Here is an 11,762-nt window from a genome sequence, read left to right as displayed (position 1 = left end):
CGCCTACTCGTCGCGCCGCAGATTGCGAATTCGGTCGAAGAGAACGGCAAGCACGATTGCCCCGCCGATAAAGCTGCCTTGCCAGAAGGCATTGATGCCGAGCAGGCCAAGGCTGTTGCGGATGACCTCGATGAGCGCAGCGCCGATCAAGGCCCCGAAGGCGGTGCCGACGCCGCCGGCCAGATTGGCTCCGCCGATGACCGCGGCGGCAATGACCTGCAGTTCCATCCCGGCGCCGATATTTGTCGTGACAGCGCCGAGCCAGCCGGTCTGGATGATGCCGGCAACCCCCGCCGACAGGGCGGAAATCATATAGACGATGACCTTGATCCTCTGCACGGGGACGCCCGTCAGCGTCGCGGCCTGTTCATTGCCGCCGATGGCAAAAACATAGCGGCCGAACTTGGTCCAGCGCAGCACGAAACCGGTCATGAGCGCCAGAACGACCATGTAGACCACCGGATTGGCAATGCCGAAAAGCCAGGCGCCGCCACCGAGCGCCAGAAGTTTGTCGTGGTCAGGTCCGAACTGGAAGACGACGGTGTTGTTGGAGGCAACCATCGCAAGGCTGCGCGCGATCGACAACATGCCGAGCGTGACGACGAAAGGCGGAAAGCCGAGATAGGCGATCAACAGGCCGTTGAACGCTCCGACCACAAGGGCGGTGCCGATCGAGGCGGCGATGCCGACCTCGATGCTGTATCCCGCGTGCATGACGACCGCCAGCACCATGCTGCACAGGCAAAGCACGGAGCCAACGGACAGATCGATGCCGCCGGTGATGATGACCAGCGTCATGCCCAGCGCGATAATCGCAACGAAGGTGACGTTGCGGGTGATGTTGTAGATGTTCTTCGCCGTGGCAAAGGAGTCCGTCGTCATCGACAGGAAAATGCAGGCGAGAACGACCGCAACGAGAACCCAGAATGTCTGGCTGCTCAGGATCGCCGCAAGCCAGCTGCGCTGCTTCTGCTCGATCGTCTGGTCAAGTGTAATCGCCATCGTCGGCCTTCTTCCTTCCTGCCCCTGCAACGGATGGCATCGATCACACCTGTTCGATGGCGCCGGTGATGAGGCCGGTCACTTCCTCGGGCGAACTTGCCGCAATTGGCTTGTCGGCCACCTTTCTTCCCCGCCGCATCACGATCACCCGGTCGGCGACCGAAAAGACGTCGGGCATGCGATGACTGATCAGGACAACGGCAATGCCCCGGTCGCGCAATTGGCGGATCAGGTTGAGAACTTCAGCTACCTGGCGCACGGAAATGGCGGCGGTCGGCTCGTCCATCAAGACGATTTTCGCTTCCGAAAGCATCGTGCGGGCGATTGCGACCGCTTGCCGCTGGCCACCTGACATCTGCTTGACGAGATCGCGCGGGCGGGTCTCGGATTTGAGCTCGCGAAATATCTCGCCGGCGCGCTTGTACATCGCCTTGTAGTCGAGGATGCGAAGGGGCCATACGCCGCGGCGCAATTCCCGCCCGAGGAAGACGTTCGCCGCCGCCGTGAGATTGTTGCAGAGCGCCAGGTCCTGGTGAACGATCTCGATACCGTGCTGGCGTGCCTCCTTCGGCCGATGAAGCACGAGATCGGCGCCATCGAGGCGCATGGTCCCGTGGCTCGGCCGAAAGTTGCCGGCGATCATCTTGACCAATGTGGACTTGCCGGCGCCGTTATCGCCCATGAGGCCGACCACTTGCCCCGCTTCGAGCGAAAACGACACGTCGTTGACGGCCTGGATGGCGCCGAAATGTTTGGAAATATTGGTGAGTTCGAGAACCGCCACCAGCCTTCTGGCCTCCCAAAACCTGTCGCTATCCGTTCGCTCCGAACCCGGCTTGTTTTCGACGCGCGGCTGCAGCGAATTCGTCTTTCCAATATCCTCCCAGGAAAAACGAATATGAGCATTTACGCAAAACCCCGCGACAGCGTCAACTCATTGTCCGCGGTGGGGAGCCTATTGTAACAAAAATCCGTTTTGTCGGACAAATATCAATTGACGGAAGCCGCGCTCGAATATTAGCTATCACTGGGAGAGAGAGCATGCTGATCCTTGTTACCGGTGCGACGGGCAAGGTCGGGCGGCGCTTCATTGCTGGGCTGCTTGACGATCCGAGCTTTTCCAAAGCGCGTATTCGCGCGCTTTGCCATAACCGCCTGTGCGAAGCGACCGACCGCGTCGAAGTCATCCGCGGTTCGATTGCCGACCGCGATGTTGTCGCTGCCGCGCTCCGTGACGTCACCCATGTCGTGCATCTTGCCACCTGCAAGGAAACCCCGCGCGAAATCATGGACGTCGCGGTCAAGGGGCTCTTCTGGCTGCTCGAGGAATTCCGCACCAGCGCCACGGCACGCCAGTTCATCCTGATCGGCGGCGATGCGGGCATTGGGCATTTTTACTATCGCCATGACGACCCGATTACCGAGAGCGTCCGCCATTGCGCCTATCCGGGAAGCTACGCGCTCTCGAAGGTTCTGGAAGAAGTCATGCTGGAGCAGTTCGGTATCCAATATGGCCTCAATGGCTGCTGCCTGCGCGCGCCCTGGATCATGGAAAAGGACGATTTCAAATATTCGCTGTCCTTCGGAGACGACGTCTTCGGCGGTCCGGACTGGAAGACGATGGTTCCGGAAGAGGCCGCACGACGCTATGCCGCCGCGGGCACGGTGCCGCTGCTGCTCGATGCCGACGGGCGTCCGCTCAAACGCAACTTCGTGCATGTCGACGACCTCGTCTCCGCGATCCTGGCGGCGATCGACAACCCTCGTGCGGAGCGGCAGCTCTTCAACATCTGCATGGATCGGCCGGTCGACTATGCCGAAGTCGCAGCCTATCTGTCGCGCACGCGAAATCTCGGTTCTGTCGAGATACCGAGCCGCTTCCATTCCAACTGGATGGACAACAGCAAGGCGAAATACCTGCTGGATTGGCGGCCGAACTACGATCTCGAAATGCTTATCGACTCGGCGTGGCAATACGAGCGTTCGAAGGAGGAGCCTCGCGTCGTCTGGTATCCGGGTTGATTTCGTATGGCGGGTATGCCGTGCCCGTCGTTTTGAAGGGAGGAAACCATGAAGAAAGCATTGTTACTGACTGTCGCAATTCTGGCGCTGACCGCGGGCCAGGCCCTGGCCAAGAAGCAACTCGTCATCGTCGTCAAAGGGCTCGACAATCCATTCTTCGAAGCAATCAATCAAGGTTGCCAGAAGTGGAACAAGGAGAACCCGGATTCGGAATATGAGTGCTTCTATACCGGTCCCGCATCGACTTCGGACGAAGCCGGCGAGGCGCAGATCGTGCAGGATATGTTGGGCAAGGCAGACACGGCCGCAATCGCGATTTCGCCGTCGAACGCAAAACTTATCGCCCAGACCCTGAAGACCGCCAATCCGACGGTTCCGGTGATGACGCTCGATGCCGACCTTGCAGCCGAGGATGCGGCGCTGCGCAAGACCTATCTCGGTACCGACAATTACCTGATGGGCGCGCGCATCGGTGACTACATCAAGAAAGCCAAGCCGAACGGCGGGAAGATCTGCACGATCGAGGGCAATCCGGGGGCGGACAATATCCTGCGCCGCGCCCAAGGCATGCGCGACACGCTTACCGGCCAGAAGGGGCTTACCGAGCTGAAAGGCGAGGGTGGATGGACGGAAGTCGCCGGATGCCCGGTCTTCACCAATGACGACGGTGCCAAGGGCGTGCAGGCGATGACCGATATCCTTGCGGCCAACCCCGATCTGGACGCCTTCGGCATTATGGGTGGCTGGCCGTTGTTCGGCGCGCCGCAACCCTATCGCGACCTGTTCAAGCCGATGGCCGACAAGATTGCCAGCAACGACTTCGTCATCGGCGCCGCCGACACGATCGGCGACGAGGTTGCCATTGCCAAGGAAGGTCTGGTGACTGCGCTCGTCGGCCAGCGGCCGTTCGAGATGGGCTACAAGGCACCTTCGGTGATGATGGATCTGATTGCCGGTAAGGCGGTTGAAGATCCGGTATTCACCGGGCTCGATGAGTGCACGAAAGATACGGTCGATACCTGCATTCAAAAGTAGGCTCGCGGTCTGAAACGCCAAGGGGGCACTAGTTGCCCCCGAGACGGATCGAAAGATCCGCAGGGCTTGACGCGCCCTGAATTCCGCGCATTTTGCCAGAGTCAATCGCAGGCGACTTCCTCGTTATTACGATTGTTTTGATAGCACGCGCAGACAGTCGAAAGAATGCTGAGGCAGTAGAAATAAATGCCTGACAAGAAATCGGGAAAGCCGACGGCTTCGGTCGAGGTGGCGACGGTTGACCGCTCGGCCACCGCAAGGCGCCCAAATGCTCCGCGTATAACCGGGGCAAGTGTTCATGTGTCTTTGGCAGGCGAGATCGGCCTCAGGATCGTGCGCGGCGATTATCCGCCGGGCACGATCCTGCCAAACGAGGCAAAGTGGTCGCAAGTCTTCGAAGTCAGCCGATCGGCGGTGCGCGAGGCGATCAAGATGCTGATGGCCAAGGGGCTGCTGTCTTCCCGTCCGAAAATCGGCAGCTGGGTCGAGCCCAAGGAACGCTGGAACCTGCTGGATCGCGACGTATTGGGCTGGTATGCCGCCTCTCCCGATCGCGAAGCCTTTCTGAGGACCGTGCAGGAACTCAGGCACATGATCGAGCCGGAAGCGACGGCCCTTGCCGCGGAGCGCCGGACCGAGGAGCAAATGAAGGCAATCAGTCAGGCTCTGCAGGATATGGGACAGGCGACATCACTCCAGCAGCGAACGGAATCCGATACGCGATTTCATATCGCCATCCTGCGCGCTTCCGGAAATGATCTGCTGGTGCCGCTCGGCGTCTTGATCGAATCGGCGCTGAACCACCTCTTCACCCATGTGACGCGAGAGGAGGACAATTTGCGATATGTGCTGAAACTTCATGAGAATATCGAGAAAAGCATCCGCCTGCAGCGGCCGAACATGGCGCGCAACGCAGTCCGCAAGGTGCTGGCAAATACTGACCAGATCATAGCACGCTGGTCGCGATAGAAGCCTGAACCCGTCCGGCAGAGGAAGCGGCGGCTGTCGAAACGGCTTGGTCATCGGTGCAAAAGCCCGCATTCAAGCGGGCTCTGCTGGCCGGAGCTGTAATACAAATGCCGGTGTCAGGAGGCCAGCGCCGTGGCGGCGCGCGGCGACCGTGCCATCAGCCGCGCATAGGCGATGGCCGAGAGCATGTTGACGTGGTTGGCGCGGCCGGTTCCGGCGATGTCGAAGGCGGTGCCATGATCGACGGAGACGCGGTCGATCGGCAGGCCCAGGGAGACGTTGACGGCGGTCTCGAAGGCGACGAGCTTGATCGGGATATGGCCCTGGTCGTGATACTGGGCAATAACCAGATCGAAGGCGCCGTTATAGGCGCGGGCAAAGACCGTGTCGGCGGAAATGGGACCGACCACGTCGATACCCTTGGCCTGTGCCAGTTCGACGGCCGGCGCCAGGAACTCCGTGTCCTCGGTACCGAAGAGGCCGTTTTCGCCGCAATGCGGGTTGAGACCGGCGACCGCGATACGGGCTTTCCTGCCGAGGCGCATGAAATGATTATGGCCGGCTTCGATCGTCGCCAGCACGCGCTCGGTCCTGGCGCGTTCGATCGCGCCCTTCAGGGAGACATGGGTGGAAACGTGAATGGTGTTCAGCCGCTCGGAGGCAAGCAGCATGAAGGAACTCTTGGAGCCGGTCAGATGGGCCAGCAGGCCGGTATGGCCGTCGAAATGATGGCCGGCGAGATTCATGGCCTCCTTGTTGATCGGCGCGGTGACGATGACGTCGGCTTCCTTTGACATGGCCAGATCGACGGCGCGGGCGATATAGCGAACGGATGCATCGCCGGCGACCGGGCTGACCTTGCCGATCTCGGGAAGCGGCGCGCCAAGCGGCACCTCGTCGACGGCGATGGTGTTTCCGTCTTCGGAGGCGGAGGGGCCGAAGCGCAGGCCGACTTCGGTCGCGCGCGCAGCGCGCTCCAGCGCTTCGCTGTTGCCGACGATGACGAAGTCGCGCCGTTCGGCAGCCGGCAACGCCGCCAGTGCCTTGACGATCACTTCCGGGCCGACGCCGGCGGGATCGCCGAGGGTTACTGCGACTTTAGCATTTCTGTCCATCGGTCAAATTCCTTTTGAAAGCCCTGCCTCAATAGGCTGCTTCGTAGATCGAGCGTATGTCGGCGCGCGTCAAGTCGCGCGGATTGTTATCCAGCAGCCTGCGGATGGCGAAAGCATCGTCGGCCATGGCATCGAGATCGTTTTGCGGCACGCCGAGGCCCGACAGGGTCATCTCGATACCGAGCTCCGCGCAGAAGGCATAGGCGGCATCGAAGACCGATTTGACCGTGTCCGAGGCACTGTAGCCGAGCGCTTCCATGACCGCTTTCGTCTTTTCCGGTACGGCCGGCGTGTTGAAGGCGAGAACATGAGGGAAGATCAATGCGTTGGCCGCGCCGTGGGCGACATGCCAGCGCGTGCCGAGCGGATAGGCGAGCGCATGGCCGCCGGCCGTATTGACCGGGCCGAGGCAGAAGCCGCCGTAGAGCGAGGCCAGCGACAGACCGGCGCGGGCTTCGGCATCCGATCCGTCGCGGACCGCTCTCGCAAGATATTTGCCGACGAGCCGCGTTCCTTCGATCGCATACATGTCGATCATCGGATGCGCCTTGCGATTGGTGAAGGCCTCGACGCAATGCGCCATGGCATCGACGCCGGTTGCGGCCGTCGTGCGCGCCGGCACGGAGAAGGTCAGCGACGGATCGATGACGGCGATATCGGCAAGCATATGAAGGCTCTCGACCGCAAGCTTGGCCTTTGTTTCGGGATCGGTGACGAGTGCGCGGATACCGGCCTCGCTGCCCGTGCCCGAGGTCGTCGGCACCTGCGCGAGCGCTGCCTTGCGCGGCCCTTGAACCTTGTTGGGGCCGACCACCTCGCGGAGCGTCTGCGGCGAGCCGGCGAGCACGGCGGCGAGCTTGGCAAGATCCATGGCGCTGCCGCCGCCGAAGCCGACGATGAGGTCGGCTTGCGCGGCTTCCGCAGCGGCGAGCACCTTGTCGAGATTGGCAATATCCGGTTCGGGTGTCACGTCGGCGAAGACCGAAACTTCACCCTTCAGCTGCAGCAGTTCGACGCGGGTGGCATTGAATGCATCCGAAATGACCAGTGTCCGCGAATACCCCTTGCTCGCGGCCCAGGCGCCCAGCTTTTCCGCCGTCCCAAGGCCGAATTCGATCAGGTGCGGCCGGACAACGGTAATAGGTGAATCCAAACTGACCATAGGCGGTCCTCCCCGATGCGCGACGGACTAGGCCGCCAATGATGTAAATTTGTTATCCTGTCCCACGATTTTTGGCAAGAATGAATGGTTGTTTTTCTTGTTTAGATATCCATTTTGGTCGAAGATGCGCCGAATGTGACACGTGAGTTTTTGCATAAGAATTTGAAATTGATTAGTTAATTGCGAATTATGCAGTTCTGCGGTGGAGCCAGCGCAATTTGAAGCGAAGTTGTGGTGTATTTGTAAAAACGGGATTCCTGTCCAGAGAGGTCCGATGCTGTGCATATCGGACCTCTCCATGCCTTCCCGGTCGGCCAGTCGGCCGTTAAGCAATTGATTCCAATGGGAGGCGCACATATTTAATGGCGCGCCTGTAATAGGTGTAGGCGACATGGAGCGTACCGTCCGCCCCCTGGATGATGGAGGGGTAGGAGAACTCGCGGTTGAGCATGTCTTTCGAGTTGTTGCTCAGGCAATATCCGTCGCCGGTATCCAGGTCGAACTTGCGTTCGAAATGGCCGCCGTGGTCTGCCGAAACCGCAAGGCTCAGCGGCGCGCGCGGAACGCCCCAGACAGCCTTTCGGGCTGCACTATCGGGCGTTTCCGCGACCGGAGCCTTGCCGCTTTCGATCTCGTCATAGAGCGATTGACGTCGGGCGTCGGAAGAGGCGGCGCTGCTGTGGTTGTAAACCATCGCAATTCGTCGATCGCCAAGGCCGACAGCCTGGATCGAGGAATTGTTGTTGGGCAGATTGGTTGGTTCCGGCGCACTCCAGGTCTCGCCCTGATCCGAGGAGAACGAGGCGCGAATATGCTCTGCGTAGCGATCGCGGAAGAAGGCGATCATTCTGTCGCCTTCGAGCGGCACGATATTCATGTGCACGGCGCCCAGGCTGCCTTCTATCCCCTTCATTTTCCAGCTCTTTCCGCCATCGCGGGAGACCAGGACACCTGCCGTGTCGGCGTCGCCGCTCCAGCGTTGACCGGGCAGGCTGATGCAGCGGAAGACGGGAAGCAGCCAGTCGCCTTTGCTGTTGACGACTATCTGCTGGCGCACGAAGGTGCCGGGCAGGTCGCAGAGAACGGTGGGGGGAGGAAAACTCTTGCCGCCGTCCTCCGAGATCCGGCATTTGACAACCGCGCCGTCCTGATCGCCCGATGTCTGTGATGTGTAGAGCAGCCAGACGCGACCGTCAGGCGCGTTGAAAATCAACGGATTCTGCTCGGATTTCGCCGGATCGTCCGACATTTTCTCCGGTCCTGACCAGCGGTCGGCGCCGGGTGCCAGCCGAGACATGTAAATCGAAATGTCGCCCATGCCTTCCATCGTGCCGCCGAACCAGACGCATGTCAGTGTTCCATCGGCCAGGAAAGCGAGATTGGCGGCGTGGTTCTGGATGCAGGGAGACGGCAGATAAGCATCAAGGCGGCCAGCCTGGGCAGAATTTGCCCTGAGCGTGCCGTCCATCAGCGAGGGAACGTCTTCAGGCTTCAAACCTGTCGGTTGCATGGTTTTCCTCCCTTATGGCAGCTTTGCGTAGCCTTCGGCGAGTGCCGCATATTCGGCGTCGTTGAGCGGCACCAGCGGCGGGCGCGTGCGCCGCCAGCCGGCGTTGCCGGTCTTCAGGCCAACCATGGCCTTGATCGTCGGGATCTGCACATAGGAGTTCGACAGAGTGCGGAAAGCGTTGATGCGTGCCTGTGCGACCTCGACTTCGGCGCTTTTCGCCTCGTCACGAACGTGGTCGTAGACGGTGCGCAGCGAATTGGCGACGAGGTTCGAGGTGGCGGTGATGCAGCCGGCACCGCCGGCCTTCAGGAGCGGCAGCAGCAGCGGGTCGGCGCCGCAGAGCACGGAGAAGCCGGGGCAGGCGGCGATGATTGCCTGCATGTTGTTGAAATCGCCCGCAGATTCCTTGATGCCGACAACCGTGTCCGGGAAGGCTTCAACCAGGCGGCTGATCAGCGGGATGGAGAGCGGAACGCCCGAAACCTGCGGAATATGGTAGAGGATCACCTGCAGTCTGGTATCGCCGATTTTCTCCAGAATCTGGGCATAGGCGGTGAGGAGGCCGTCGTCGGACACGCCCTTGTAGTAGAAGGGCGGCAGCATGACAACTTTGGTGACGCCGAGCGAAAGCGCGTGTTTTGTCAGTTCGACGGTCTCGGGAATGGCAACGACGCCCGTGCCGGGCAGCAGCTTGTCGGCGGGAATGCCGGCTTTCAGCGCGGCTTCGAGGATCATGCGGCGCTCGGCGGAGGAGAAGGAATTGGCCTCGCCCGTCGTTCCGAGCAGGGCCACGCCGTGGCAGCCTTCTTCGATCAATCGCTGGCAATGTTCGGTGAAGAGGCCGAGATCCGGGCTGCCATCGGTATTGAGAGGGGTGGTCGCGGCGCTATAGACGCCTGTAATCTTGTGATTGCTCAAGGGTGTCCTCCTCGTCAGACCGGGCCTGCCCGGCACGTTCCTACGCTGCCGTATTCATCCCAATGTCCCTCAGTTGTCAATCTTACAAATTTGAAATCTACGTGCGTCGATTTTTAAAATATTGATTTTGCTACTGAAATAATTTCAATCCCCTGATTTGATATTCCATATGTTATTTTCCATTGACAGATTTACATTATCGCGCAAATGTCAGCATTATATCGCGCAGCTTCGGGGAGGTCTTTCGAAAGGCGCGCTATTTGCCACGGAGGAGCAAATGACAATTGGTAGTGACCAAGACTTTTCGCAGATTTCCCGTCGTAACGCGCTGAAGCTGGGGCTTGCGGCCGGCGTCGGCTTCTCGCTCTTCGGTGCGAGCGCCCGCATCGTCATGGCGCAGGACGGCCAGGTGTTGAAGGCCATCAATCCCGCCTTCGACCAGGACTGGTCGCCGCTGCGCGGCGGCGGCAGAACTTTCCGCTGGAACTCGTTCTGGTGGGCGTCGCCGATGTATTTCGATGCCGACGGCAATATCCAGCCCTACGTCTTCACGAGCTGGGAATCGCCGGACAAGAAGGTCTGGACCTTCAAGATCGACCCGAAGGCGGTCTTCTCCGACGGCAGCAAGATCACCTCGGCCGATATCAAGGGTTCGTGGGACGTTTCCGCCATGCCCAACACGAAGAACCAGCGTGTCGATCAGGTGCTGAGCAAGGTTGCCGGCTACAAGGAAGTTTCCGCCGGTTCCGCAAACGAACTGACCGGCGTTGCAACGCCGGATGAATCGACCATCGTCTGCACGCTGACGGAAGCCGATCCGATCTTCTTCATGCGCCTTGCCAACCATATCGTGCCGATCACCAAGGCCGCCCAGTCGCGCGGCAGCGACGGCGAGGAAGTGGCTGACTGGTACAAGCCCGACAGCAGCGCCGTCTATTCCGGCCCGTTCAAGCTGACGGCGCTCGATATCGACGCCGGCACGCTGACCTTCGAGCCGAACGAAAAATTCTTCGGACCGAAGCCGAAGCTTGCCCGTATCGAAATCAGCTCGATCGAAGACAACGTGACCGCGACGTCGCTGATCAAGTCTGGCGAATACAATGCGCACACCGAGCTCGTCACCTCGACGATCATCCAGGATCTCGGCCCGGAATTTTCGGCGGGTCCGCTCATCCCGACCAGCCAGCATTTCTGGTTCAACACGTCTCGCGCGCCGATGGACGATCCGAAGGTGCGCCAGGCGCTGATCATGGCGGTCGATCGCGACGGTCTGTTCAAGGCCTCCTATCCGGATGGTCCGCACAAGAAGGCCGACCAGATCTTGAACTCGGTTCCGGGTGCGGAGAATTCCGGCTTCGAGCCCTATCCGTATGATCCGGCGGCCGCCAAGAAGCTGCTTGCCGAATCCAGCTACGGCGGTCCGGAGCGTCTTCCCAAGCTGATGTTCGTCGGCATTTCCGGTCCGGCGATCCAGGCGGCAGCCCAGTTCATCGCCGAGCAGTGGCGCCAGAACCTCGGCATCACCGCCGTCGACATGAAGCCGCAGCAGGACGCCTATGCCGGCCCGGACCAGAATGCGGTCCAAATCTTCCGCGACGACGTCGGCACGCGCGTTCCCGACGCCGTTTCCTATCTCGCCGGCTCCATCGCTTCCACGTCGTCCAACGCCCAGAACAAGCTCGGCGGGTACAAGAACGACAAGGTGGACAGCCTGCTTGCAGAAGCTGCAACGAAGGCCGCCGACGATCCGGAGCGCGTGAAGCTCGCGCAGGAAGCCCAGAAGGCCTTCCGCGACGACTGGGCCTTCCTTCCGTGGTATTCTCAGGCGATGTCGCGCTGGGCCACCAAGGAGGTCAAGGCCATGGAAAAGAACCTCGACTGGCAGGTCGTGGCTCCCTGGGATGTGTCGATCGGCTGAGGCCGATAACAGGGCCGCATGATGCGGCCAAAGCAGCGGCGCGAGGGCCGAAAGGCCTTCGCGCTACATTTCAAGAAGAACCGGCGGTTGCGGCCTCCCGCGGAAATGCGC

10 protein-coding genes are annotated in these 11,762 nt (G+C 60.7%); 4 read left to right on the top strand and 6 right to left on the bottom strand.

The annotated features are described in order from the left end of the window. Positions 1–3: 3 nt before the first annotated feature. Both ACFPWW_RS08655 and ACFPWW_RS08650 read right to left on the bottom strand, forming a co-directional pair. Positions 4–1,002 carry an ABC transporter permease gene (locus tag ACFPWW_RS08655; protein WP_112563087.1) on the bottom strand — a complete coding sequence of 333 codons (999 nt, stop codon included), beginning with the start codon at positions 1,000–1,002 and terminating at the stop codon, positions 4–6. 43 nt (positions 1,003–1,045) lie between these two features. Then, the gene (locus tag ACFPWW_RS08650; protein WP_112563085.1) at positions 1,046–1,786 is read right to left on the bottom strand and encodes an ATP-binding cassette domain-containing protein; all 741 of its coding nucleotides are present in this window, start codon (positions 1,784–1,786) and stop codon (positions 1,046–1,048) included. A gap of 257 nt (positions 1,787–2,043) precedes the next feature. Here ACFPWW_RS08650 and ACFPWW_RS08645 point away from each other — a divergent pair, with 257 nt between their 5' ends. The 3 genes from ACFPWW_RS08645 to ACFPWW_RS08635 all read left to right on the top strand — a co-directional run bounded on the left by ACFPWW_RS08645 (position 2,044) and on the right by ACFPWW_RS08635 (position 5,028). Next, positions 2,044–3,024 (top strand): NAD-dependent epimerase/dehydratase family protein, encoded by a 981-nt coding sequence (locus ACFPWW_RS08645; RefSeq protein ID WP_377311381.1) that lies wholly within the window; start codon positions 2,044–2,046, stop codon positions 3,022–3,024. 48 nt (positions 3,025–3,072) lie between these two features. Continuing rightward, on the top strand, positions 3,073–4,059 hold the full coding sequence (locus tag ACFPWW_RS08640; RefSeq protein WP_112563081.1) for a substrate-binding domain-containing protein: 987 nt from the start codon (positions 3,073–3,075) through the stop codon (positions 4,057–4,059). Between the two features lie 186 nt (positions 4,060–4,245). Then, the gene (locus ACFPWW_RS08635; protein WP_112563079.1) at positions 4,246–5,028 is read left to right on the top strand and encodes a FadR/GntR family transcriptional regulator; all 783 of its coding nucleotides are present in this window, start codon (positions 4,246–4,248) and stop codon (positions 5,026–5,028) included. 116 nt (positions 5,029–5,144) lie between these two features. On the opposite strand, the gene pdxA is transcribed toward ACFPWW_RS08635, so the two are convergent. The 4 genes from pdxA to ACFPWW_RS08615 form a co-directional block, all read right to left on the bottom strand. Beyond that, positions 5,145–6,143: a 4-hydroxythreonine-4-phosphate dehydrogenase PdxA gene (gene pdxA / locus ACFPWW_RS08630; protein ID WP_112704766.1), complete on the bottom strand. Its 999-nt coding sequence runs from the start codon at positions 6,141–6,143 to the stop codon at positions 5,145–5,147. Positions 6,144–6,171: 28 nt separating this feature from the next. After that, positions 6,172–7,305, bottom strand: a complete 1,134-nt coding sequence (locus ACFPWW_RS08625; protein WP_377311380.1) for an iron-containing alcohol dehydrogenase — start codon at positions 7,303–7,305, stop codon at positions 6,172–6,174. Between the two features lie 325 nt (positions 7,306–7,630). Then, positions 7,631–8,815 (bottom strand): sialidase family protein, encoded by a 1,185-nt coding sequence (locus ACFPWW_RS08620; RefSeq protein ID WP_377311379.1) that lies wholly within the window; start codon positions 8,813–8,815, stop codon positions 7,631–7,633. 12 nt (positions 8,816–8,827) lie between these two features. Next, a complete protein-coding gene (locus ACFPWW_RS08615; protein ID WP_377311378.1) occupies positions 8,828–9,733 on the bottom strand; it encodes a dihydrodipicolinate synthase family protein in 906 nt (301 codons plus the stop codon). 277 nt (positions 9,734–10,010) lie between these two features. On the opposite strand from ACFPWW_RS08615, the gene ACFPWW_RS08610 reads away from it, so the two are divergent. After that, complete coding sequence (locus tag ACFPWW_RS08610; RefSeq protein ID WP_377311377.1) at positions 10,011–11,651, top strand: ABC transporter substrate-binding protein; 1,641 nt, start codon at positions 10,011–10,013, stop codon at positions 11,649–11,651. The last annotated feature ends 111 nt before the right edge of the window (positions 11,652–11,762 follow it).

Origin of the sequence: Rhizobium sp. GCM10022189 (genome assembly GCF_042656325.1) — a bacterium.
Lineage (GTDB): Bacteria > Pseudomonadota > Alphaproteobacteria > Rhizobiales > Rhizobiaceae > Rhizobium.
Note: the sequence above shows the minus strand (reverse complement) of the source record. Positions and strands in the feature narration are given on the sequence as shown.